Genomic DNA, 25,230 nt, shown 5'->3' on the forward strand with positions numbered 1-25,230 from the left:
TCCGAATTCCCCTCCTCTCAGTCCCGCCGAGGGCAGGACTGAGAGGAGGGGGTGAGGAATCTCCGTGTTCAGCGCCGTCTCCTTGGAGATTCCTCACCCCCCCCGTCCCGCACATGTGGTGCGGAACGGAGAGATTCGGAATGACATTACCCGCATTTCCATGATCCAACTGAAGGAGGGGAAGGCAGGATTCGGGATTTGTAAGGGATCGCTCTGGTCATCACTTTCTATCGCGATCCTTGTCAGTTCATCTCCGCGCACTTGTTTCCCAACGCCGCACCCCGTTTCCTACTCACATGAAAACCGTGTCCGCCAGGACCTTCTACGCCTGCTCCGGCTGCGGCTCGGTGTTCGCCCGCTGGATGGGCCAGTGCCCCGACTGCGGCGCCTGGGACACACTGCTGGAGGAGCGCGGACCAGGGCCTGACCGAAAGAAACCAGGCCGGAAACTCGCAAATGCCGCATCCGCCGTCACATCGCTGGCCGATCTACGGACCGATCAGGCCGTCGTACTTCCCAGCGGCATCGGTGAGTTCGACAACATTCTCGGCGGCGGCGCAGTCCCCGGATCGACCGTGCTGGTCGGGGGAGAGCCGGGGATCGGCAAATCGACGCTGCTGTTGCAGGCGGCCGGACGCTTCGCGCAGCGCGGCTTCGCGACACTGTATGTTTCCGGCGAAGAATCGGCGACACAGATCAAGCGTCGCGCCGAACGGCTCGGCATCCGCAGCGAACTGTCGATTCTGACCGAAACCAATCTCGCCGCCATCCTCAGCGCCGTCGAACACAGCAAACCGCGCGTGCTGATCGTCGATTCGATCCAGACCGTCTCCGATCCCGATCTGCAGAGCGCGCCCGGCACGGTCTCACAGGTGCGTGATTGCGCCGCCGCGATCTCCGATTGGGCGCGACGGTCCGATGCGGTGGCCCTGCTGGTTGGGCATGTCACCAAGGACGGGTTTCTCGCTGGACCGAAAGTGCTCGAGCACCTGGTCGACACGGTTTTGCAATTCGAAGGCGATCGCCGACACTGGGTGCGCATCCTGCGTTGCACGAAGAACCGTTACGGCGCCACGCACGAAGTCGGCCTCTTCGAGATGACCGAGCACGGCCTGACAGAGTTGACCGATCCGTCAGCGCGATTTCTGTCGGATGCTGGTTCGCATGGACCCGGTTCGGCGGTCGGAGTTGCCTTAGAAGGACGACGTCCGCTGCTGTTGGAGATTCAAGCGCTGGTCGGGCAGACCAACGGCACGCCGCAGCGCGTGGTCGCCGGTCTCGATTCACGTCGCATCGCGATTCTCGGCGCAGTTCTGCAAAATGTCGCGGGTGTGCAACTGGCCGGACGTGATGTCTACGCCAATGTCCTCGGCGGGTATATGACCGATGAACCGGCGGTCGACTTGGCCGCGGCGATGGCCATCGCGTCATCGGCGCTCAAACGCGCGACCCCTGAACGATCTGTGTTCATCGGCGAAGTCGGATTGTCCGGCGACATCCGCAGCGTGCCGCAGTTGGCGCAACGACTGATCGTCGCCGAAAAGGGCGGCTTCACCTCCGCGATCGTCCCCGCCCTCGACCTCAAGCGCTCCGCGTTGTCCGGCGAAATCGAACCGAAGCCGGTGACCACGATCAGTCAGGCGCTGGAGATGCTGTAGCAAGTCATGGATCGCGAATCTATAACACTGATCACTGCCATCATAGGCGCCGTCTGCGGCGTCACCGGGGCTGTCCTTGGAGTTATCAACATCTGGCACCAGATTCGTCGTGGAAAGGTGCGATTGAGGGTGACTCCCACGCATGCAATGGGTGTTGGAGGTCTCGAGGATTCTCCGATAAACTTCTGTATTGAGGTTCTCAACCTGAGCGAATTCCCCGTGGTTGTCGAAGATGTTGGGTTACGCGTTTCGAGAAGGACCATTGCCACATTTAGACTTGAGGAGGGATTGGATTATCCGGGAAAACTTCCACAGCGGCTTGAGCCACATACGTCATACAAAAAGTGCGTCTCTGTCACTTCAGTTACCACCGACTGGCAGAAAGTCCGTACGGCATATGCACGTACGCAATGCGGAGTGTTAGTGACCGGATTCAGCCCAGCGCTGAAGCAACTTATCCGTCAATACTCTCTGAAGAAAAACTGAGACTTGTCGCACGCGTGGTCCATCTGTGCCGGTCAGCCCTTGGGCTGACGGCATCACGAGGCGATGAGTGAGCCATGTCGGGCCTGACGGCCCGCGGTCAGCCCGAGGGCTGACACGCACAAGAACCTGTTCAACCCACCCTTCGGGTGGGGCATCCATCGATATTAAACCGTCTGGGTAGGGGCGCGGTCTCCGCGCCCTATCCGTCGGGCCGGGAAACCCGGCCCCTACGGACGCATACTCGTTACCAACTGTTTTGAATGGTCTGCCCTACACTGTACCATTGCCATTCGTGCGCCTCACCTTCACCCTCCAATCAGCCTCTGATGGCGCCCGCGCCGGGCGAATACGTGTCCGTGATCGCGAATTCGACACGCCCGCGTTCATGCCGGTCGGCACTGCCGGCACAGTCAAAGCGCTCCCTCCCGGTGATCTGGAGGCGCTGGGGGCTCAGATTGTCCTCTCGAACACCTACCATTTGTATCTGCGTCCGGGAGTCGAGATCGTTCGACAGGCGGGCGGGCTGCATCGTTTCAGCGGCTGGAACGGCGCGATTCTCACCGATTCGGGTGGGTATCAGGTTTTCAGTCTGCAGGACCTTCGGAAGCTTGATCCCGACGGCGTCACTTTTCGGTCGCATCTCGATGGCTCCGAACACCGATTCACGCCGGAGTCGGTCTGCGAAATCCAGCAGGGGCTGGGGTCGGACATCGCCATGGTCTTAGACGTCTGCACCCCGTATCCCGCCGGGCGCGACCAGGCCGAGAGAGAGTTGTCGATCACACTGGACTGGGCGCGGCTGTCACACGATTGGAGCCACTCTAATTATCAGAACGGCATGGCGTTATTCGGAATCGTTCAAGGGTCGGTTTATACTGATCTGAGGACGCGGTCGGCTGCGGAGTTGCTTCAGATCGGCTTTGACGGCTATGGCATCGGCGGGCTGTCAGTCGGCGAGCCGAAGCCGTTGTTGTTGGAAATGGCCGAGTTGTCGGCCGGGCTTTTGCCTCCGGATCGACCCCGCTACCTCATGGGGGTCGGGACCCCCGAAGATCTGATCGAATGCATAGGGTTGGGCGTGGACATGTTCGATTGTGTCCTGCCGACCCGCAACGCCCGCAATGGCTCCGCCTTCACGCATGATGGCCCGCTGCCGATCAAAGCGGCCCGATTCAGCGGGGACTCAGGGCCGCTTGACCCCGATTGCGACTGCACCACCTGCCAACGGCACAGCCGCGCCTACATCCGGCATCTGTTCAATGCCGGAGAGATCTCCGCAATGGTGTTGACGACGCGCCATAATTTGCATTTCTACCTGAGTTTGATGCGGCGGGCGCGCGCCGCGATCTGCGAAGGTCGCTGGGGTGTGTTCGCCGGAAGCTTTTTGGAACGCTACCGCAGCGGCGCCACGGAGGCGCCATAGGAGGACGATCCGTGCACGGATTCCTGCTGGCCATGCCTGCCCCTGCCGGAGACGGGTCTGGCGGCAACCCGTTTCTGACCTTCCTGCCGTTTGTCCTGATGATCGTGGTGGTCTGGTTCCTGCTGATCCGTCCCCAGCGCAAGCGGCAAAAGGAACAGCAGGCGATGATCAACTCGCTGGCCAAAGGCGACCGTGTCGTGACCAGTTCGGGGATGTTCGGCACTGTCATCGGCTTCGGCGACAAGGAAAATGTTGTGGTGTTGAAAGTCGGCGAGGACACCAAAATCGAGTTTCTCAAATCCGCCATCGCCGGTAAGGCCGAGTCCAGGTAGCGCGTGTCGGGAAACGGCGCGGAGATGTCCGGAGTGAACACCGGTGAATGTCGTCTTCTTCGGAACCGCTCCCTTCGGTCTGCCCGCGCTGGAGGCCATCGCCGCGCACCCGCGCCATCGTCTGTCGGCCATCGTCACCGGGCCGGACAAGCCGCAGGGCAGAGGGCGCCGGCCGCAACCGACCGCGATCGCGCAGTGGGCGCAAACGCGGCAATCAAGCTTGGTGCTCAAAGCGGAACGACTCAGGTCGGAGAGTTTTCTGGAGGAATTGCGCGACATCGAGGCCGAGGCGTATGTGGTGGTCGCCTACAGAATCCTCCCGGAGACGGTCATTTCCATTCCACGGTTTGCCTTCAACCTGCATGCCTCGCTGCTGCCGGCCTATCGAGGCGCTGCGCCGATTCAGCGCGCCATCATGGCCGGGGAGACGCGCACCGGCGTGACAACGTTTCTTTTGCGCAATACGGTGGATACCGGAGAGGTCCTGTTGCAACGGGCCACGGCGATCGGCGACGAGGAGACCGCGGGCGCACTATCCGCTCGACTGTCCGCCCTCGGAGCCGAACTTGTCATCGACACGCTCGACGGACTCCAAGCCGGATCGCTGACGCCGCGTCCGCAGGACGACACAGCGAGCACGCCGGCGCCCAGGATCACAACCGACGATCAGCGAATCGATTTCCATCAGCCCGCGCGACGCATCGCCGATCGCATACGCGGCCTTTCGCCGCGACCGGCGGCATTGGCGATGTGGCGGCGGCGAACCATCAAGATTCTCAACGCACGCCCCACCACGGGGCCGACAGCTTCTCAACAGCCCGGAGCGGTGATCAGCGCCGATCCCAAAACGGGATTCGAAGTCGCATGCGTCGATGGCGCCGTGCGCATCACGATGATCCAACCCTCCGGCAAACGGGCACAGACCGGCGCGGAGTTTGTCCGCGGATATGGCATCAACCCCGGCGAACGCATCGAACCATACCATCCGCCACAGGGAGCGTCGGTACAGGATGACAACGACAGTGACTGAGACAGAAAAACCCAAACCCCGGCAGACGCGCCCGGGACGCGGCCGCGCACCACGGCCGTTTCGCTCGCGCCAGTGGAGTCCGCCCGCCGACCTGCCGCCGGTCAAAAAAGAAATCATCGTCAATGCCGGCGAGGCGGAGACACGCATCGCCATCCACGAAGACGGCAAGCTCGTCGAGCTGTGGTACGAGCGACCGGAAGAAACCAAACTGGCGGGGAGCGTTTACAAGGGAACGGTCACATCGGTGTTCCCCGGCATGCAGGCCGCCTTTGTGGAGATCGGCGAGGCCCGGACCGCGTTTTTGCATGCCAGCGACATCGGCCGGCTCGACGACGACGAGTACGAAAGCGCCCTTGACGACGAGGCCGCCGAAGGGCGCCGCGAACTGGTCAAACGCGAGCGGTACGGGAAAATCGAAAACGTCGTCAAGAAAGATCAAGTCCTGCTCGTGCAGGTCATCAAGGAACCGTTGGGTGACAAGGGCGCGCGGCTGACGACGAATGTCTCGCTGCCCGGCCGCTTCGTCGTCCTGGTGCCCGATGACACGCACGTCCGCGTATCGAAGCGCATCTCCAATTGGGCCGAACGACGCCGTTTGCGAACCGTGCTCGATCCGTTACGCCCCAAGGGCTGCGGACTGATCGCCCGAACCGAAGCCGAAGGCGGCAGCGAAAAGGAATTCAAGGAAGACATCAAGTCGCTGGTGAAAGCGTGGAACACCGTCCGCAAGCAGGCCGACAAGAGCAAGCCGCCGATCTGCCTGTATCGCGAGCTGGACATTACCGGCTCCCTGATGCGCGACACCTTCACCGAGGAAGTCGAGCGCCTGATCGTCGATGACAAGACGCTCTACAAGGAAATCATCTCGTACATCCGCAAGATCGCGCCGGAGTTGAAAGACCGCATCGAGCTGTACCAGGGCGACGTGCCGATCTTCGATCTCTACAACGTGGAGCCGGAGATCGAGAAGATGATGGAGCGCAAGGTCTGGTTCAAACGCGGCTCGTTCCTCGTGATCGACCAGACCGAGGCGATGGTGACCATCGACGTCAACACCGGGCGCTACGTGGGCAAAAAGTCGCAGGAGGACACGATTCTGCGGGCCAATTTGCAGGCGGCCGACGAAGTGGCGCGCCAGGTGCGTCTGCGCGATATCGGCGGGCTGATCGTCGTCGACTTCATCGACATGATGCATCACGACAACCGGCGCCGCGTCTACGAAGCGTTTCGTCTGGCGTTCGCGCGCGACCGCGCCAAAAACTCGATCGCGCCGATCTCGGAATTCGGCTTGATCGAGATGACCCGCCAGCGCATCCGCCCCTCCATCCTGATGGCGTTGACCGATCCCTGCCCGACCTGCGCGGGGACCGGCCGCGTGTTGTCGCCCGAATCGGTCGCCGCCAAGCTCGAGCGCTGGTTTATGCGCGCCAAAGTCGCGATGGATGTCCGACGCTACCGGCTGGTCGTGCATCCGGACATCGCCGCGCACATGCAGGAGGACCGCGAGGATCGGATCAAACGGTTGCGCAAGATCAGCCGCAGCACGATCAATCTCGAAACCGATCAATTGCTCGCGCCCGATGCCTATCGCATCTACTCGCTCGAAGACGGTCTGGAATTGACCGATGCGTTTCTGCCGCGTCAGGATCATTGATCGGCACGATACCGGAGCGGTCATGAGAAAGCCGGACTCAGCGGAGCCCGGCTTCGGAACCGTCAGCGATCGCGACGTTAATACAAATCCGGGACCTGATAGCGGAAGTCTTTCACGTCGGAATTGTCGCGCAGTTTGGTCAGCCAGCCGTTAAACACGATCTGCTGTCGACCCGACAGGGTCGCATCCATCAGCGAATCGCGCTTCTCGACGTACAATTGCGGATCGGGGAGTTGCCGGTCGATCAACTGCAGGATCGCCGCGCCGCGCCGGAACTTGATGATCGGTGAGAGATCGGCCGGGGACTTCAATGAGAAGGCCACGCCGGAAAACACCGGATCGCTGCCGATGGCGGAAATCGCATCGAGCCGTCCGAACGGGGTCGTGCTGTCGACACGCACGCCGAACTGCGCGGCCGCCTGATGCATGGTCATCCCGTCGACGATCGCCCGGCGCACCGGCTGCAGCGCCGCCATCGCCCGCTCCTGCTGGGCGGTGCCGCGCAGGGTCGCCACGATGCGCGCGCGCACTTCCTCCAATGGCGTGATGCCGGCCGGCTCGCGCACCGACGTGCGCACTACGATGTACGCCGTGGCCGTTTCCATGACATCGGAGACGGCGCCGAGCTCGGATTCGAAGGCATACGCGTTGATGCCCGGCTCGTTTCCAATGCCGACGATTCGATCTTTCGGTCCAAAAAAGCTGCTCTGGCGCACAATGAATCCGTTTTGGACAGCCGCGGAGTCCATTCCGATCCGTCGCGCGTCATCGGCAAACTGCTGCGCGCGCAACCGCTGATCGGATAATGTCCCCGGCGAGACTTCCACCCGCAGCAGGATGTGAGATGCATTGACCTCGGCGTCGTCGCCCTCGCCGCGCCGGCCCTCGGACTTGATCACATGGAATCCGAACTGGCTTAACACCGGCTGGGAGATTTGACCGGAGTCCAGCGCGAAGGCCGCGTCTTCAAACGATTTGACCATGGCGCCGCGCCGGAACCAGCCCAGCGCGCCGTTGGCGGTCTGCTCGTCGCTGTAGGTCGCCGCCAGATCGCCGAAGTGTTCGCCGCTGCCGGCGCGCCGCGCCAATTCTTCGGCTTCGTGCAAGACCAGCGCCGTGTCATCGTCGGACGGCATTTTCGAAAACTCGACATATTGCAAACGGGCGCGCTGGTCGTGGCGGAATTCATCCGGGTGCGCGTCGTAGTACTGCCCGACCTCGGCATCGGTGGGCGCGGCGACCGAATCGCGAAAGTCGCCGCTGGCCGCGTTCACATAGCGCACCGCGACCTTCTCGGTCGCGGCGTTGTACAACTCGCGCACGTCGGTGTCGTCGACCAGCGCCGCCGCCGTGACATACTCGATTACTTTTTGCTGCAGGAGGCGCGGACGCACCAGCGCCTCGACCTGAAGCCACAACTGGGGGTCGGGGTTCTGGTAGGCCTGCATGTACTTGTTGTAGTCGAAACGGCCCTCGGTCTGGAAAATCTCCGCCTGCTGGACCTCGGACGGCGGGAAGCGGCGCAAAAATTCCGCCAGTTCCTTGCCGGTCACCTCGAAGCCGCGGTCCTCGATGACGTTTTGTATCAGGCGCGTCTGGACGATTTGCTGGAACACCTCGTCCTGTATCTGCCGGGACTGTTCATCGGTGATGTCCGCTCCCTGGCTTTGACGCTGTGCCAGCGCATTCTGAAAGACGAACGAAAACTCGTCGGCCTTGATCTCGTAACCATCGACCTTCCCGATGACGCCCCGTTCGCCGGGACGCATGGTAAAATCCATCCCCCAGGCGAAGATGATGGTGCCGACGAAGGCGACGATGATGATCCACAACACCGGCTTTGTCTGCGTTCGCATGCTCTTCATGATCATTGCCGTTCCACTCCCGCGTTGGGACATCGTCCCTGTGACTTCTTCGGCGCCGAAGCGCGCTCGCCGCAGTCGGCCGAAGCCTCCCAGTATACACACGCTCCGCCCCGGCGGCATCACCGATTTTGCACCGGGCCGCGATGACCCTATGGCGTTGACAGCGGCACGCCCGGTCCGTATGGTCGGGCCGTGGGGCGGCAGCGCGCAGGGACAATCGTCTTTTCTCTTTTGATCGGCCTCAGTGGGGACTTTTCACCGGCGGCCGGCGAACCCTATCTGTGGCCCCTGGAAGACTACACGAACGTCAGCGGCGCATTCTGCGATTGGCGGTCGCGCCACTATCACGGCGGCATCGATGTCTCCGTCGATGGGGCAATCGGCATTCCCGTCCGCGCCCCGATGTCCGGCTGGGTGATGCGCGTCTCGACTTCGTACTGGGGCTTCGGGAAGGCGGTGTATCTGCAAATGGAGGATGGGCGCATCGCGGTGTTCGGGCATTTGTCGGAATTCATGCCCTCCGTCGAACGATACGTCGAAGAGGAGCAGTATGCCGCCCGCCGCTACACGCAGAATCTCTTCCCGCAGCCCGGCGAGTTTCCGGTCCGACAAGGAGAGATCATCGGCCGAACCGGACAAACCGGATCGGGGCCGCCGCATCTGCACTTTGAAATTCGCACGGGCGACAACAAGCCGCTCAATCCGCTCGTCTATGGATTTGAAGCGATGGACAAGATCGCGCCCTCCATTGCAGCCGTCACCGTGGTGCCGAAGCCGCCGTTGGATCCGGGCATCGCGCCGGTCCTGGTCGCAGGGGGCACTCACCCCGTCACGCGTGAATTCACAGCGGCGAAACAGTCGCGTACCAACGACCACGAAATCATCGTGACCGGTGCGGTCGGCATCGCCGCGCTGGTCTCCGACCACATCAGTGCGTCACGCTGGGTGACATCGCCGTACCGTGTGCGTCTGTTTGCGAACGGCACGATCGTCACCGAACTCGCCTACGACTCGATCAACTACGACCACACGCGGCAAATCGACCTGGAACGGCGTTTCGACGGCAGGGCCGGATTCCAGCCGCGCCCGGTCAATCTCTTCCGCACCTCCGGTAACACGCTCTGGCATTACACCCGGATCGACAACGACGGGTGGCTGGTTCCGGGGGAGACGCTGAATCCGGGCCGCAACGCGATCCGTGTCGAAGCGATCGATGCCGCTGGGCATGAAACGCGCAGAGACATCACGCTCACCCTGATCGCGGATACCGCGCGCGTTGCGCCGCTGCCGTCGCGGCAACTCACAATCGATGTACTCCCCAACGGCGGTTTCTTGGAATTGAAAGCGATCGGGCTGTCGGCGCCCGTCTGTTACCTCGATCGCAACGCACGATTCGCGCTGGCCGGCATCGCACAGCGCGACGGCGTCATCTTCTCATTGTCCGCTGTTGCCGCCGCGGAGACGCTGTGGGTACCCGCCATCGACGACACCACGCAATTGACAGCCCGGCCGCTGGACTGGAGTCCGGTGATTGCCGGTCAGCACTGCGACATCGAAAGTTCCGACGGCCTTGTGCATGTCGTATTCGGCCCGGATGCGTTGTATTCATCGGCGTACATGAAGCTTCAATTCGTCCGGCCGAATGCCGGTCGACGACAAGAAGGTCCGCCTGCCTACGAACTGCTGCCCGAGGATGTCCCCCTGGCCAATGCCGCGACGCTGTCGATGCATCGCTCGCTGGAGCTGGACGCGCCGTGGGGTTCGCTGGCCGTGTATCGTTACCGTGGATCGGCGCGCGGCTGGTCGTTTGAAGGGTGCGATCCGAACACGGCCGCACGGGAGATTCGCGCGCCGATCCAGTTGCCGGGCATCTTTGCGCTCTTAAGCGACACGGTCTCGCCCACGATCGCCCATGTCACTCCCGGACGCGGTTCGCGCAGCCGCGACACCCGCCCGCTGATCGGTTTCGAACTCGACGACGATCGTTCCGGGATCGGGTCGGATCAGGATGTCACGCTGACCATCGACGATCGATGGGTCCCGGTCGAATACGATCCCGACACCCACGAGGCAAAGGCGCGACCCCGGTGGGAGCTCTCGCGCGGCGAGCACCGGGTCGTCATCACGGCACGCGACCGCATGGGGAACTCCAGCGAGTTTCTGCGTATACTGACGATTGTCCCTTGATCCTGTTGCCCGGCGCTTATGTTTCCGCTCAAAGACGACAACCCCACGCAGCATCCGCCGATTGTTACGGTCGCCTTGATCGTGGCCAACGTGCTGGTGCAGTTGTACCAACTGTCGCTGGGGCCGGAGGGCGCTCAGGCATTCGTATTCAGGTTCGGGCTGATACCTTACGAATTGGTCCACGGAATCGAGACGACGCCGCAGATTGCGTTCCCGGCGACCGCCTCCGTTTTCACCAGCATGTTTTTACACGCCGGATTGATGCACCTGGGCGGCAACATGCTCTACCTGTGGATCTTCGGGAACAACATCGAAGATCACCTCGGGCACATCGGTTTTCTCGTGTTCTATCTGTTGTCCGGCGTGTTTGCCGTGTTCCTGTTTGTGCTGACCGGACCGGATACACAAGTGCCGCTGGTCGGCGCGTCGGGGGCGGTCTCCGGGGTGTTGGGCGTCTACATGCTCCACTTCCCGAAGGCGCGCGTCCTGACGTTGTTCTTTTTCGGCTGGTTCATTCGTATGGCTTGGATTCCGGCCATCGTCGTGCTCGGTCTATGGTTTGTCATGCAACTGTTGTTTGCCCTGTCGGGGATCGGCGCGTCATCGAGCGGGGGCGTGGCCTACATGGCGCATGTGGGGGGTTTTGTGTTTGGGTTGGGCGCGGGATTGCTATTTCGTTCTCGCTTTCGACGGACCAGATGGTAAAAGAGGTGTCCTTGTCGGCACACGGACTATGACCCTGACAATTCCTGAACCGCTTGCCGAAGGTCCCCTCTTGGGGGCCGAAGGTCCCCTCCTGGGGGTCGCCGTCGTAGCATTAGGCGGCAATGCCATCTCGCGCGAGGGCGAAGCGGACACGATCGCCAATCAGTTTCGTCACACGCGCGAATCGCTCTCGGCGATCATCCCCTTAGTCAGGAAGGGCTACAACCTCGCCATCACCCACGGCAACGGCCCGCAGGTCGGCAATGCCCTCTTGCGTATCGAACTCGCGCGGGCGCGCGCGCCGATTCTCCCATTGGGCGTCTGTGTCGCCGATACCGAGGGCGGCATGGGGTACATGATCGCGCAGTCGCTGCAAAATCGCCTGCTGCGCGAAGGGATCGAGCGCCCGGTGGCAACCATCGTCACGCAGGTCGTCGTCGAGAAGGACGATCCGGCGCTTTTGAATCCCTCCAAGTTCATCGGGCAATTCTATTCCGAGGAGGAAGCGAAGCGCTACGCCGCCGAACGCGGCTGGTCGGTCAGGCAGGATGGCAATCGCGGCTGGCGGCGCGTGGTCGGCTCGCCGATTCCGCGACGAATTGTCGAGGGGCCGGTCATCCGCGCGATGGTCGCAGACGGCGCCATCGTCATTGCCGCCGGCGGCGGCGGCATCCCGGTGTCTGTCGAGCCCGACGGCGCCTTTGAGGGTGTCGATGCGGTCGTGGACAAGGACCGCGCCTCGGCGGTGCTGGGACATGAAATCGGCGCCGACACGCTCATCATCCTGACCGGCGTCGACCGCGTGGCGGTCAACTTCGGCCGGCCGAATGAACGCCCCATCGAGGAGATGACCGCGCACGAAGCGCGACAGTTGCTGCACGAGGGACAATTCCCGCCCGGCAGCATGGGTCCCAAGATCGAAGCGGCCATCGGATTTCTCTCAGGCGGAGGCAAACGCGTGCTGATCGGTTCCATCGACCGCGCCGGGGAGATGCTCGACGGACGTTCCGGCACTCGAATCGTGCCGGGGTAGGCGACAGCGCGGGCGGATGAGTCCGTCCCCGACCCGGTGTCGGGGACCGAGGCAGGATATGGCATTCTCTGATGACGAGATCGCTCAGTACAGCGCCCAGGCCGCTGGCTTCTGCGAACGCAAGGTTCCCGCTCACGTTCATCACCAGGTCTGGATGGGTTTCAAGATTGAAGGGCACAGCATCACGTTGATCGAGTATCGTGTGCATTGGAAGGACAAAACCAAGACCACGCAACATCCCATCGCCAAGACCACGTTCAATCGGAGATCCGGTGAGTGGAAGATCTATTGGATGCGAGCGAGCTTGAAATGGTGGGCGTATGAGCCGTGCCCGACGGTCTCGTCCTTCGCGGAGTTTCTGGAGGAAGTGGATCGGGATGATTGTGCGTGTTTCTTCGGGTGAATTGACGTCGTGCCCGGTGTGCGGATCAGCCCTTGGGCTGACGGCATCTCGCATGGACGAGTCGGTTGCTCCCCACATGAACTCCCGCCGCCCGAAGGCCGTTACATACTCAGAAGTCCAATCAAACCCCTCCCCATTCTTGCGTCGGGGAGTGAACCGTTCCTGCCGGTATTCCTCGATGCCCGACGAATCATCGGTCTTCAGCGTGCCGGTCGGCCCTTGGGCTGACGGCATCTCGCCACGATGAACGAACAAAGGCCATTGCCCGATTGGATTGCCGCGATCCTATCCGCCGGCAAAATCTATGAGGTTGGCGGCACGGTCCGCGACCGCCTGCTGGGATCAACTGCGGTCGGGCAGAAGGATGCGGACTACCTGGTCTGCAAAGTGCCGATGCCGCAGTTGCAACGGCTCCTGCGACGATTCGGCATCGTCAATCTGGTCGGCCGCTCGTTCGGGGTCATCAAGTTTACTCCGCACGACGCGCCCGGCATGACCCACGACCTCGCCCTGCCGCGTCGGGAACGTTCGACCGGCCAAAGGCACACCGACTACGAGGTCGACTATGATTCCGATCTGCCGGTAGAGACCGATCTCCTGCGTCGCGATTTCACGATCAACGCGATCGCCGAGGATTGCGAGACCGGCGGTATTATCGACCCCGCCAATGGCCGCGCCGATATTGCTGCGCGCACGCTGCGTCTGGTATTCCCGCGGGCGTTCGACGAGGACCCATTGCGCATTCTGCGGGGCGCGCAGTTCGCCGCGCGATTCGGCCTGAGCATCGATCCGGCAACCAAAGACGCCATGGCGCGGGCGGCGGGTCAGATTGCGACCGTGAGCATGGAACGTGTCGCCGAAGAGCTGAGCAAACTGATGACGTTGGCGCCGTGTCCCTCAGTCGGCCTGAAACTGCTGCAGGAGATCGGGGTGGTCCGCGAACTGCTGCCCGAGCTGGAAGCCACTGTCGGAGTCGAGCAGCCGGGGGGATACCACGCCTACGACGTCTTCGTGCACACGCTGCACACGATCGACGCCTGCGCGCCGCGCCTGCGGCTGCGCTGGGCCGCGCTCTTGCATGACATCAACAAGCCGCAATGCCGCGTCGTCGATGGCGACAAAGCCACATTCTACGGGCACGAAAAGCGCGGTTCGCGAACCGCCGCCCGCGTCCTCAGACGTCTGCGCTACCCGCACGACGTCGCCGACGCGGTCGCGACGCTGGTCGACAAACACATGTTCACCGGCTCCGTGGCCGACAAGGGGCTGCGTCGGCTGATCCGCCGCGTCGGGGTCGATTTGATCTATGATCTGCTGGACTTGCGGCGCGCCGATGTGATCGCGCAAGGCAAGGGTGGCAATACACTTGATATCGATGAGTTAGAGCGTAACATTACCTCGGAAATCAGTCGTAAGGCCCCGTTCGGACGCGCCGATCTGGCGATCAATGGCGATGATTTGCGACACGAACTGGGTCTGATGCCCGGCCCCGAGCTCGGCAGAATCATCGATGAACTGGTCGAGGCAGTCCTGGATGACCCCTTGGCCAATGATCGTGCGAAGCTCTTCGAGATCGCTCGTAACAAGATCAGCCGCAATGATTAGGCCCAATCCACTGCTCCGGGAACTCCGGCGGCAAAATGCATTGTGAAGAGATGGCCCGGTCCGTAGATTGGCGCACCCATGCATGGCGGCGCAACGGTGAATCGCCGATGACGGATCGGGTAACCGGATCATGAAACTCCACGAATACCAGGCCAAAGAAATCTTCGCGAATGCGGGCATTCCGGTTCCGCGCGGCAAGGCGGTCTCCAGCCCGGCCGATGCGCTGAAGATCGCGACAGAAATCGGCAAGCCGGTGGTCGTCAAGGCGCAGGTGCACGTCGGGGGACGCGGCAAGGCGGGCGGCGTGAAGGTGGCGCGAACCCCGCAGGAAGCCGAGACACACGCCAGGGCGATTCTGGGGATGGAGATCAAGGGACTGACGGTCCGGAGGGTGCTCGTCGCCGAAGCGGTCGAAATCGCATCGGAGGCATTTGTCGGCGTCGTCGTTGATCGCACTCTGCGCCGACCGGTTCTGATCGTTTCCGCCGCGGGAGGAATGGACATCGAGGAGGTCGCGCGCCGCTCGCCGGAGAAAATCGTCAAGCTGCCGCTGGACCCATTGCTGCCGTTTCAGGCGTTTCAGGCGCGGCATCTCGCATTTGCCGTCTATGATTCTCCCTCGGTCATCGCGCAGACGACCGATATCATCACCCGTTTGGTCGGCGTGTTCTGGGATAACGACTGCTCGCTGGTGGAAATCAACCCGCTGGTGGTGACGCCCGATGAACGGGTGATGGCGGTCGATGCCAAGATCAATCTCGACGACAACGCGGAGTGGCGCCACGACAAATGGGATGCGCTGCGCGACCCGGACACCGAGTCGCCGTCGGAACGCGAAGCCAAGAAAAGCGACTTGTCGTATGTCAAACTCGACGGCACGATCGGGTGTGTCGTCAACGGCGCCGGACTGGCGATGGCGACCATGGACCTGGTCAAGCGTTACGGCGCCGAACCGGCGAATTTTCTGGATATCGGCGGCTCATCCAATCCGCGCAAAGTGATCGCGGCGATGCGCATCATCCTGCGCGACGCCAATGTCAAAGCGATTCTCTTTAACATCTTCGGGGGGATCACGCGCGGCGACGATGTCGCGCGCGGCATCGTGCAGGCCGTGCGCGAACTCAAACCGCGCGTACCGATCGTCGTCCGATTGACCGGCACCAACGCCGATGAAGCCAAACGAATCCTTGAGGAAATCCACCTGACCTTAAGCGACAGCATGGACGCTGTCGTGCGCGAGGCCATCGCTCTGGCACGCAAGGCCGCGTAACACAGGAGCGCACGACACATGGGCATTCTCATCGACCGCACCACCCGGGTCGTCGTCCAGGGAATCACCGGACGCGACGGCTCGTTTCACACCCGGCAGATGGTCGAGTACGGCACGCAAGTCGTGGCCGGTGTCACGCCCGGCAAAGGCGGCGAGACGATCGAAGGCATCCCGGTGTTCGATACGATGGCCGAGGCGGTGCGTCAGACCGGTGCCAACACTTCGGTGGTCTATGTGCCGCCGCGTTTTGCGGCCGATGCGCTCTTTGAAGCCGCCGATTCCGGCGTACGCCTCACCGTGTGCATCACCGAGGGCGTCCCGGCCAACGACATGCTGCGCGTCAATCGCTATTATGAGATCAAAGGCGTTTCGCTCGTGGGTCCGAACTGCCCGGGACTGATCACGCCCGGTGTCTGCAAAGTCGGGATCCTTCCCGGGCCGATTCATCAGCGCGGCCCGGTCGGCGTCGTGTCGCGCTCCGGCACGCTCACCTATGAAGTCGTGCATCACCTGACCCGGGCCGGACTCGGACAGTCGACCTGCATCGGCATCGGCGGCGATCCGATCATCGGGATGCGATTCATCGACGTGCTGGAGCTCTTCGAGAAGGATCGTCAGACCGAAGCGGTCGTTCTGATCGGCGAGATCGGCGGCAACGACGAGGAGATCGCCGCCGAGTTCATCCAGCGTCAGATGACCAAGCCGGTGGTGGCGTTCATCGCCGGGCGGACCGCGCCGCCGGGCAAACGCATGGGGCACGCCGGGGCGATCATCGCCGGGGGATCGGGCACGGCCAGCGAGAAGATCACCGCGTTTCGGGCCGCCGGTGTCGAAGTCGCCGAGTCCCCGTCGGAAGTGCCCGAGATGGTTGCCGTCGAACTCAAAGACCGTGCCAAACGCAAAAGCGCGCGCGTCATCACCCTGCGTCCGCTGTCGGGCGCGGCCGCGGCAAAGACGCGGGCAGGGCGCTCGCGCAGCGCGCCGGCGCGCACGAAGAAGCCGCCGCGCGCCTCGACCGTTTCATCGGCGTCCGCAGCCGGTCGTGCGACAAAGTCCAAATCCGAGCCCTCGACCAAACCGAAAAAAAAACCGGCCCCGAAGAAGAAACCGTCTGCGAAGAGAAAACCGGCCGGCTCGTCGAAGCCCAAGTCCAAAAGCAAAACGCCTACGAAGTCCCGCAAACCCTCGACGGGCGGTCGAAAGAAGCGCTGACCACGGAATCACGACCGCGGCCCGGCAGTCGGCACCTGAGGAGTCCCCTTGGAACGCACCCTGATGATCGTCAAACCCGATGCCACCGCGCGCCATGTGATCGGCGAGATCATCCGCCGAGTCGAACAGTCGGGCTTTGCCGTGTGCGCGCTGCGCATGACCCGCCTGACACCCGCCGAAGCGCGGCGATTCTATGCGGTCCACGAAGGCAAGCCGTTTCTGGATTCGTTGTGCGCGTTTATGTCATCGGGGGAGATCGTGCCGATGGTGCTGGAGAAGTATAATGCCGTCTCCGATCTGCGCCTGCTGATCGGCGCGACCGATCCCGCCAAAGCGGCGTGCGGGACCTTGCGCTTCGACCTGGCCGAGAGTCTGGAGCGCAATTCCGTCCACGCCTCCGACAGTCCCGAATCCGCCCGGACCGAAATCGCCTTTTTCTTTCAGGATTGACAGACACAGTCTCATCGCCCTACTCATGATCCTTTCGGATTTCCCTCACCCCAACCCTCTCTCCCTCGGCTTCGCTCGGGCCGTTCCGCCAGAGGGAGAGGGAGCCGAAATCCTCTCATTATGGGCGGTGGCGAGTCAATCCGCCGAAGTTGGATCGACGAGGGCGATGTCTACGCGCAGACACAACAAAGCCCAATCCGGTGATGGAATCGGCTCCAGCGACAGACGTTTGTCCGTCGCATGAGGTGCGGGCAACGATGCAGCGCAGCATCCCCTATGGCGGCAGCACGGTTTCCGTCTCGATTCCCGACACAGTTTCCGTCGCGCGATTTGTCCCGCCTCAGGCGGACAACGCCGACTCCCGGCAAATCCTGCAACGGGCGCTGAACAACCCGCTGGGCGCCCCGTCACTGGAACAGTTCGTTGCGGGTGCACGATCGATTCTCGTGGTGGTCAATGATGCGACGCGTCCGACGCCGACCGCGCAGCTTTTGGATCACATCCTGCCCGCGCTCTCCGCTGTGCCGGAGTGGACGATCATCACGGCCACCGGACTGCACCGTGCACCGACCGAGCCGGAGATACGCGGCATCCTGGGATCGCACTGTGATTCGACGCGCGCGCGATTTCTCATCCACGATGGACGCGACACCGCGACGTTGGTCCGGATCGGCAAGGGGGAGAAGTCTGTATTACTCAACAGAAGGCTGATCAATGCCGATCGCGTCATTGTCCTGACCTCGGTCGAGCCCCATTTCTTCGCGGGGTATAGCGGCGGACGCAAATCGTTGGTCCCCGGTTTGGCCGGGGCCGACACCGTGGAACGTTCCCATGCCGGCGCCATGTCGCCCCTGGCGCTGCCGTTGAATCTCGATGGCAACCCCGTGCGCGGGTACATCGTTCGCGCATCGGCTGTGATTCCATCAGCGCGGCTGTGGTCGGTGCAAGTCGTGCAGGACAGCCACGGACAAATAGCGGGAGCATTCGCCGGCGATATCGACGCGTCATTCGTAGCCGCTGCCGGGATGGCTCGTCGGTACTATGCCGTGCCGGTTCCACGACTCTATGACGTCATCATCGTGGCCGTTGGTCCGCCGCTGGATCTGAATCTGTACCAGGCGCAAAAAGGATGGGAGGGTGTCGCCGCCGCGGTACGTGACGGGGGCGTGGTCATCGTCGCCTCGGAGTGCGCCGAGGGAATCGGATCGCGATTCTATGAGGATCTGGTCCGTCGCCATCCCAACCCCGACGACTGGCCGGCGCTGGCCGATTGGCCCTACACGCTGGGCCTGCACAAGCTCGTGCGCATGGGACGCGCCCGAAAGCGATTCCGGCTGTGTTTGGCATCGGGATTGACCGCACAGCAGGTGGCGCCGTTCGGCTACGAGCCGTTTGCGCAGCTCCAGGACGCCGTCGATGCCGCCCTCTCCCACGTGGGCCGCGCCTCGTCGCATTTGGCAATAGTTGAGAATGGCGCCTTGACGACGCTTGTTCCACCCACATCGGCATTCGTATCGTAGCGCGCACCATGACTCCGGAGGATGGGAATGAATAGAAAAGTCACAGTGGTCGGCGCGGGAAATGTCGGGGCCTCGTGCGCCCTGTATCTGGCGGAGGCGAATCTCGCCGATGTGATGCTCATCGATGTGATCGAAGACATGCCGCAGGGCAAGGCGCTCGATCTCAGCGAGGCGGGACCCGTGCGCGGCTATGACGTGAAAGTCGAGGGCTCCAACGATTACGCCGCCGCCGAGGGTTCCGCGCTGGTGGTCATCACGGCGGGAATCGCGCGCAAACCGGGGATGAGCCGCGAGGATTTGCTCAACACCAACATCAAGATCATGGACTCGGTCATTACCGGAATCTCCCGGCATGCGCCCGGAGCGATGATTCTGGTCGTGTCCAATCCGCTCGATGTGATGACCCACCGCGCCTGGAAAAAATCGGGCCTGCCCGCCCACAAAGTCTTCGGGCAGGCGGGCGTGCTCGATGCGACCCGATTCCGCACGTTTGTAGCGATGGAACTCGGTTGCGCGATGACCGACACCCAGGCGATGGTACTCGGCGGCCATGGCGACTCGATGGTGCCGTTGCCGCGATACACCACCGTCGGCGGTGTGCCGATCACCGAGCTGATCGCGCACGACCGCATCGACGCGATCGTGCAGCGTACCCGCGACGGCGGCGCGGAAATCGTCAAGCTGCTCAAGTCCGGCTCCGCCTACTACGCGCCCGCGGCATCAACCGTTCACATGGCCGATGCGGTGCTCAATGATCGCAAGTCAATCCTTCCGGCATCGGCTCATCTCGATGGCCAGTACGGTTTGAAGGATGTCTATGTCGGTGTGCCGGTCACATTGGGCGCAGGCGGCATCGAGAAGATCCACGAATTGAAATTGGACAAATCCGAACTGGAGGCGCTGCAGAAATCCGCCAATGTCTACAAGGAGATCATCGCGGGGTTGGCGGCATAATCAGTCGACCTTCTTGCATTGATAGTTTCCCTCACCCCAGCCCTCTCCCACAGGGAGAGGGGGAGCGCTGCCTCTCCCGATCTCAATCTGACCAGGAGTTCATCCGTGCCCAAGAAATCCAAATCCCGTTCCAGCAAACTCACGCCGCCGGCCGACGGCAAATCCATCCGCGTGGTCGGCAACAAACGCATCATCCCCGACCATCCGATCATCCCGGTGATCGAGGGCGACGGCATCGGGCGCGACATCATGACAGCGACGCGTCGCGTGGTCGATGCCGCCGTGGAGAAGGCATCGGCAGGGAAGAAGCGCATCGCCTGGTTTGAGGTGTACGCCGGTGAGCGTGCCCACAAGGAATTCGGCGAATGGCTGCCGAACGACACGATCCGGGCGATCAAAACGCACATTGTTGCGATGAAGGGGCCATTGACCACTCCGGTCGGCGGCGGATTCCGCAGCTTGAATGTCACGCTGCGTCAGGTGATGAACCTGTACGCCTGTGTGCGTCCGGTGAAATACTACCCCGGCGTGCCCGCGCCGGTCAAGCGGCCCGAGGCGATGGATGTCGTGATCTTTCGTGAGAACACCGAGGATGTCTATGCCGGAATCGAATGGCGCAAAGGAACCAAAGAAGCCCGCGCGGTCATCGACTTTCTCAACAAGAAGATGAAAGTCAAAGTCCGCACCGATTCGGGCATCGGGATCAAGCCGATGTCGCAGACCGGATCGCAGCGGCTGGTGCGCAAGGCGATCCGGTATGCCATCGATCACAACCGACCGTCGGTCACGCTCGTGCACAAGGGCAACATCATGAAGTACACCGAAGGCGCTTTCCGCGACTGGGGCTATGCGCTCGCCGCCAAAGAGTTCGCGCAGCAGACGGTCACCGAGTCCGACTTGTGGCACCGTCTCGACGGCCGAATTCCCAAAGGCAAGATCGTGATCAAAGACCGCATCGCCGATTCGATGTTCCAGCAGATCCTGACGCGTCCCGATGAATACGATGTCATTGCCACGCCCAATCTCAACGGCGACTATCTCTCCGATGCCTGCGCCGCGCAGGTCGGCGGACTGGGCATGGCGCCCGGCGCCAACATCGGCGATCACATCGCGCTCTTCGAGGCGACCCACGGCACCGCGCCCAAGTATGCCGACAAGGACATGGTCAATCCCGGGTCGCTGATTTTATCGGCGGTGATGATGCTCGAATACATCGGCTGGACTGATGCCGCGCGCCTGATTGAAAGCGCACTGGCGAAGACGATCGCGCAGAAGGTGGTCACCTACGATCTCGCGCGCCAGATGGACGACGCCACGAAAGTCGGGACATCGGCCTACGCGGATCGGATCATACAGAATCTGTAGGGTGGACCGGATGAAGTCTCAGACATGCGCTTTTCCTCACCCGTCCCGCTAAGCTTCGCTTGCGGGACGACCTCTCCCACAGGGAGATGTTTATTTGCTCCCTCTCCCTCTGGCGGAACGTCCCGAGCGAAGCCGAGGGAGAGAGGGTTGGGGTGAGGGACAGCGAAGTGGGAGATATCATGCGCCGCGCCAATTGCCGCTGGACCCAACCGCCTGCGATTGATTACACTGCATCCCCCCGCGAGTCTTTCGCGGCGTGAACCGGGGGTCGTGATTCAATGATCGCTACCAGCGATTTCCGCAAAGGACGCAAACTCAAAGTCGACGGCGACCTCTGGGAGATCGTCGACTTCCAGAACGCCCGCACCGCCCAGCGCCGCGCCAAGGTGACCACCAAGCTGCGCAACCTCCGCACCGGGCAGGTCCTCGAGCGAGTCTTTGCCTCCGGCGAGACATTTGAGGAGCCGGAATTCGAGCATCGCTCACTGCAATACATGTACACCGACGGTGACACGTGGCATTTCATGGACAACAAGTCCTACGAACAAGTCGAACTCCACGGGGAGCATGTCGAAGGTTACGCCGAATTCCTCATGGACTACGAGAGCTACAAGATTCTCTACTTCGAAGGCAAACCGATCTCGCTGGATCTGCCCGCGTCGGTGATTCTCGAAGTCACCGACTCCGAACCGGGGGTCAAGGGCGACACGGTTTCCAATCTCACCAAAAATGCCACGGTCTCGACGGGGCTGGTGGTCAAGGTCCCGCTCTTCATCAAAGTCGGCGACAAGATCAAAATCGACACCCGCTCGAAAGAGTATCTCGAACGCGCCAACATGTGATCGGCAACCGCACATTTGGGCTGAGGTGGCCCGGACCTCGAGGCGTGTTGAAAAACCCTCACGTGACTTTGGCACGTTTTTCGTGAACATTATCAACCGATCGTCATTCCGAGCCCTTCGGGCGAGGAATCTCCAACGAGTTGTCGGCAGCCGCGCGCGCAGCGAGACCCCTCGCTTCGCTCGGGGTGACATTGAAGTGGGTTTTTCCAACACGCCCCTCGGTCCGGGTTTCAAGATCACCGATCAAGGTCAGTGGCTCAAACAGTGCAGTGCCCACCGCCCGCCAACAAACACGAGAAAAGCGATTCAGCATGTCAGGTGAGGAAGTTATGTTAGCAGAAACGGAGAGCGCTCTGGATGTACAGCATTCGCTCCGTTGAGCAGTGATCTCGAGTTTGCAAGCGCGGGTTGCAAGAGGGCTCCATGGCCATTGAAGTAAACGACATCTATCATCAAGCCTTCGAAGCACAGCGGCACGCCTCCGACTTCAGAGCCAGAATCATAGGGGGCTGGCTCGCGATGTACACCGCATTCGGAGCCCTATTCGTTTGGGTTTGGGCCGACCGCGCAGATGTGGCACCTATTGTGTTGATGTTGGCTGCGGCGTTGACCCCTGCGTGGTGGACCGCGGATCGGAGGAATCGCCCAGCCATCCAGGAGGCGAAGCGGATTGGACGTAGCATTGAGCAAGACTCCACCGTTCCGATCCCGGCGGAGCGCCGGTTCTTTTCAGGATTGGAAAAGGGTGTGAGTCATGGGGCCATAATCGACGGATTTGGTGTCGTTTCGATTGCTACTTTGATCATCCTCGCTACTGTGCTCTGGACTTGGGGACCACAATCCGTGGGGGCAGTCAGCGCTGCGCCGGACACAAGTGTCGATTCAGCTACCGTCTCCCAACCTACCTTGGACACCGTTTTCGTCGATAAGTTGACTGGGCACACCGAACAATTCGATCGCGCGATCGCCACTTACGGAGACACCATCGAATTGATGAACGTTGCACTGTTCACAGCTTTGGGGGTTTTTGGTCTTATATTTCCGATTATCTTCTTTTTCAATCAAGTGCAGTGGGATAGACGTCGAGAGAATGAAATCGCGACGCTTGAAAGTCGGTTGGAAAACGCCGAACGGTCACTTACGGGGGCTGTCCAAGAGGCAAAGGATGTTGCGAGCGGTTTCAGAGTTCACCTTGAGCACTACAGCGTAGCACTTACACTCTACGCTCTCGGAGCTGTTGGGATCGGATCGCACCCAGATGACCCGGTACGTTTGCGGAATGCTTTTGCCTCCCTCGCCTCGTGCCTCGCGGCGCTCACGACGGTGATGTGGACGGAAGATCTTCGTGCACTCTATAAAGGAGCCCTACAATTAACCTTGTATTGCGACCACATTGATTGGCGCACGATGAACCAGTACTCCGTGAGCCGACTTAAGGCAGCCCTGCAGGCTATGCAGCAATATGGCTGGGATAAGGACCCAGAGATATCAGACCTAATGAACAAAGTCTCTACATGGCTGGATAAGGAAGCAAGAGAGTTTCCGACGCCGTGAGAATAGGAGCTTAGGGTCCAACGAGTTGTCGTCGTGTTCCCATGCCCGCTCCAAATGCAACAAAAAAACCACCGGGCAACGAATCCCGCCGCCCGGCGGTTTGAAACATGTCACTGTGTGGCCCGGACCCTTGTGCCCATCAGGGTATGGTCCGGGTTTCGATCAACGGATCTTCTTTTTATGGCGCAGCTTGCGGAGGCGTTTCTTCCGCTTGTGCGTTTTGATCTTTTGACGCTTACGCTTTTTGCCTGAGGGCATTCATTCTCCACGATGGGCAGCGCCGCCGTGGGCGGACCACCCGCCACCGCCGTCTGCCATGCCTGGTCCGCGTCGGCGAACCAGCGCCAGTTAATCGATCGGCTGCTTAATAATCAAGTTCTTGAATTCATTGGACGGCTTAAACACCGGGACCTTGCGGTCGGGCACCGGGACTTCCGAGCCGGTGCGCGGGTTGCGCGCCTTACGGGCTTTGCGCAGCTTGACCTTGAAGGTGCCGAAGCCGCGAATCTCGATGTTTTTGCCCTCTTCCAGACTGCGTTTGACCGCGTCCAGGAAGGAGTCCACGGTTACGGCCACGTCGGTGCGCGTCAGACCGGTGCGTTCCGCACAGATCTCCACCAAATCGGCCTTGGTCATCCTGACCTCCTGATTGCGTTCTTGATCGCCTTAGGCGATATCTCGATGTGCGAACACGTTCGATTTTCCGTTTGTTGTGAGCGAAGTCGAACCATCCGTCCAACAAGCGGACCCACCCGATCTATCGGAAGCGATACTGCAACATCGGTTCATACCCGTTGTCGTAGGAGGCCATGCGGTCCAGCGCCCCGACTGCAATCTGCCCCAGCAAATCCCAGATGCTGCGACGGTACCGTGGGATTTCCTTGACCGTTTTCGGCGGCGCCTCCATGCCGGCCATGCCCGCGGCGATGTCGATGGCGTCCTGGTAGTCGCCCAAAACGTCGACCAAATCCAATTCGTACGCCTGCCGTCCCGTGAAAATCCGTCCGTCGGCAAATGTCCGAACTTCCTCTTCGTCGATGCCGCGTCCATCGGCGACCACTTCGACAAACTGGTCATAGGTGTCGTCGATGACCGATTGCAGCAGGGTCGAATCACCGGGATTCATCGAGCGCGTGAACGAACCCACGTCCTTGAATTCGCCGCTTTTGATCGTCTCGTAGCGGATGCCGATCTTGTCGAGGAGCCGTTCGGCGGTGGGATACTGGAAGATAACGCCGATCGAGCCGGTCAGGGTGCCGGGATTGGCGACCACCGTGTCGGCCGCCATCGCGACATACAGCCCGCCGGAGGCGGCGACAGAGCCCATCGAAACGACGACAATCTTGCCTTTGTCGCGCACGCGCAGGATTTCGTCGTAAATCTCCTGACTGGCCGCGACACCGCCGCCGGGCGAATCGACGCGCAACAGGATCGCCGGAGTCGACTTCTCATCGCCCCAGCGCCGCAGTTGGCGAACGACCGCTTCGGAGGATTGGATGGGGCCGATCAGCTCGACAATCGCGACGCGTTCACCGAACCCTCCGAATGCGAGGCCGTCGGCGTCGCCCGAGGAGAGACTCCACAACGAAATCACCGTGATCGCCAGGAACGCGACAAACGTTCCGGCAATGATGACCCCAATCATCCAGTCGCGGCGGCGTGTCATCCCTGACAGTATCCTG

21 protein-coding genes and 1 pseudogene are annotated in these 25,230 nt (G+C 61.6%); 19 read left to right on the top strand and 3 right to left on the bottom strand.

The features are described from left to right. The first annotated feature begins 296 nt into the window (after positions 1 to 296). From radA to VGB22_09165, 6 genes are all read left to right on the top strand, one after another. Entirely contained in the window at positions 297 to 1,658 is a 1,362-nt protein-coding gene (radA, locus tag VGB22_09140) for a DNA repair protein RadA (GenBank protein HEX9751431.1), read from the top strand. Positions 1,659 to 1,664: 6 nt separating this feature from the next. Then, a complete protein-coding gene (locus tag VGB22_09145) occupies positions 1,665 to 2,144 on the top strand; it encodes a hypothetical protein (protein HEX9751432.1) in 480 nt (159 codons plus the stop codon). Between the two features lie 292 nt (positions 2,145 to 2,436). Continuing rightward, positions 2,437 to 3,567 carry a tRNA guanosine(34) transglycosylase Tgt gene (tgt, locus tag VGB22_09150; GenBank protein ID HEX9751433.1) on the top strand — a complete coding sequence of 377 codons (1,131 nt, stop codon included), beginning with the start codon at positions 2,437 to 2,439 and terminating at the stop codon, positions 3,565 to 3,567. A gap of 11 nt (positions 3,568 to 3,578) precedes the next feature. After that, positions 3,579 to 3,899 (top strand): preprotein translocase subunit YajC, encoded by a 321-nt coding sequence (gene yajC, locus VGB22_09155; protein HEX9751434.1) that lies wholly within the window; start codon positions 3,579 to 3,581, stop codon positions 3,897 to 3,899. Positions 3,900 to 3,942: 43 nt separating this feature from the next. After that, positions 3,943 to 4,929, top strand: coding sequence for a methionyl-tRNA formyltransferase (gene fmt / locus VGB22_09160; GenBank protein HEX9751435.1), 987 nt, complete (start codon positions 3,943 to 3,945; stop codon positions 4,927 to 4,929). Beyond that, a complete protein-coding gene (locus tag VGB22_09165) occupies positions 4,922 to 6,583 on the top strand; it encodes an Rne/Rng family ribonuclease (protein ID HEX9751436.1) in 1,662 nt (553 codons plus the stop codon). The genes fmt and VGB22_09165 overlap by 8 nt, the downstream gene beginning before the upstream one ends. A gap of 77 nt (positions 6,584 to 6,660) precedes the next feature. Here VGB22_09165 and VGB22_09170 read toward each other — a convergent pair whose 3' ends face one another. Then, a complete protein-coding gene (locus VGB22_09170) occupies positions 6,661 to 8,448 on the bottom strand; it encodes a peptidylprolyl isomerase (GenBank protein ID HEX9751437.1) in 1,788 nt (595 codons plus the stop codon). Positions 8,449 to 8,640: 192 nt separating this feature from the next. Here VGB22_09170 and VGB22_09175 point away from each other — a divergent pair, with 192 nt between their 5' ends. The 13 genes and pseudogenes from VGB22_09175 to VGB22_09235 all read left to right on the top strand — a co-directional run bounded on the left by VGB22_09175 (position 8,641) and on the right by VGB22_09235 (position 23,548). Beyond that, complete coding sequence (locus VGB22_09175) at positions 8,641 to 10,635, top strand: M23 family metallopeptidase (GenBank protein HEX9751438.1); 1,995 nt, start codon at positions 8,641 to 8,643, stop codon at positions 10,633 to 10,635. 18 nt (positions 10,636 to 10,653) lie between these two features. Beyond that, entirely contained in the window at positions 10,654 to 11,340 is a 687-nt protein-coding gene (locus VGB22_09180; protein HEX9751439.1) for a rhomboid family intramembrane serine protease, read from the top strand. Between the two features lie 28 nt (positions 11,341 to 11,368). After that, positions 11,369 to 12,373 (top strand): carbamate kinase, encoded by a 1,005-nt coding sequence (gene arcC, locus VGB22_09185; GenBank protein ID HEX9751440.1) that lies wholly within the window; start codon positions 11,369 to 11,371, stop codon positions 12,371 to 12,373. Positions 12,374 to 12,431: 58 nt separating this feature from the next. Further along, positions 12,432 to 12,776: a DUF3024 domain-containing protein gene (locus tag VGB22_09190; protein ID HEX9751441.1), complete on the top strand. Its 345-nt coding sequence runs from the start codon at positions 12,432 to 12,434 to the stop codon at positions 12,774 to 12,776. A 243-nt stretch (positions 12,777 to 13,019) separates the two neighbouring features. Continuing rightward, positions 13,020 to 14,381 carry an HDIG domain-containing protein gene (locus VGB22_09195; protein ID HEX9751442.1) on the top strand — a complete coding sequence of 454 codons (1,362 nt, stop codon included), beginning with the start codon at positions 13,020 to 13,022 and terminating at the stop codon, positions 14,379 to 14,381. Between the two features lie 130 nt (positions 14,382 to 14,511). Next, entirely contained in the window at positions 14,512 to 15,651 is a 1,140-nt protein-coding gene (sucC, locus tag VGB22_09200; GenBank protein HEX9751443.1) for an ADP-forming succinate--CoA ligase subunit beta, read from the top strand. Between the two features lie 18 nt (positions 15,652 to 15,669). Beyond that, a pseudogene (gene sucD / locus VGB22_09205) lies at positions 15,670 to 16,521 on the top strand (succinate--CoA ligase subunit alpha). A gap of 390 nt (positions 16,522 to 16,911) precedes the next feature. After that, positions 16,912 to 17,313 (top strand): nucleoside-diphosphate kinase, encoded by a 402-nt coding sequence (gene ndk / locus VGB22_09210; protein HEX9751444.1) that lies wholly within the window; start codon positions 16,912 to 16,914, stop codon positions 17,311 to 17,313. A 257-nt stretch (positions 17,314 to 17,570) separates the two neighbouring features. Continuing rightward, positions 17,571 to 18,833: a nickel-dependent lactate racemase gene (gene larA / locus VGB22_09215; protein ID HEX9751445.1), complete on the top strand. Its 1,263-nt coding sequence runs from the start codon at positions 17,571 to 17,573 to the stop codon at positions 18,831 to 18,833. A gap of 27 nt (positions 18,834 to 18,860) precedes the next feature. After that, a complete protein-coding gene (gene mdh / locus VGB22_09220) occupies positions 18,861 to 19,787 on the top strand; it encodes a malate dehydrogenase (GenBank protein ID HEX9751446.1) in 927 nt (308 codons plus the stop codon). Positions 19,788 to 19,892: 105 nt separating this feature from the next. Then, positions 19,893 to 21,152: an isocitrate dehydrogenase (NADP(+)) gene (gene icd, locus VGB22_09225; GenBank protein HEX9751447.1), complete on the top strand. Its 1,260-nt coding sequence runs from the start codon at positions 19,893 to 19,895 to the stop codon at positions 21,150 to 21,152. A 278-nt stretch (positions 21,153 to 21,430) separates the two neighbouring features. Further along, positions 21,431 to 21,994 carry an elongation factor P gene (efp, locus tag VGB22_09230; GenBank protein ID HEX9751448.1) on the top strand — a complete coding sequence of 188 codons (564 nt, stop codon included), beginning with the start codon at positions 21,431 to 21,433 and terminating at the stop codon, positions 21,992 to 21,994. A gap of 423 nt (positions 21,995 to 22,417) precedes the next feature. Then, complete coding sequence (locus tag VGB22_09235) at positions 22,418 to 23,548, top strand: hypothetical protein (GenBank protein HEX9751449.1); 1,131 nt, start codon at positions 22,418 to 22,420, stop codon at positions 23,546 to 23,548. Between the two features lie 348 nt (positions 23,549 to 23,896). Here the strand turns inward: VGB22_09235 and VGB22_09240 are convergent, their stop codons facing one another. Together VGB22_09240 and sppA are read right to left on the bottom strand one after the other, a co-directional pair. Beyond that, positions 23,897 to 24,184, bottom strand: coding sequence for an HU family DNA-binding protein (locus VGB22_09240; GenBank protein ID HEX9751450.1), 288 nt, complete (start codon positions 24,182 to 24,184; stop codon positions 23,897 to 23,899). Positions 24,185 to 24,305: 121 nt separating this feature from the next. Beyond that, the gene (gene sppA, locus VGB22_09245) at positions 24,306 to 25,214 is read right to left on the bottom strand and encodes a signal peptide peptidase SppA (protein ID HEX9751451.1); all 909 of its coding nucleotides are present in this window, start codon (positions 25,212 to 25,214) and stop codon (positions 24,306 to 24,308) included. Between the last annotated feature and the right edge of the window lie 16 nt (positions 25,215 to 25,230).

This window comes from Candidatus Zixiibacteriota bacterium, assembly GCA_036397555.1.
In the GTDB taxonomy this organism is placed as follows: domain Bacteria; phylum Zixibacteria; class MSB-5A5; order WJJR01; family WJJR01; genus DATKYL01.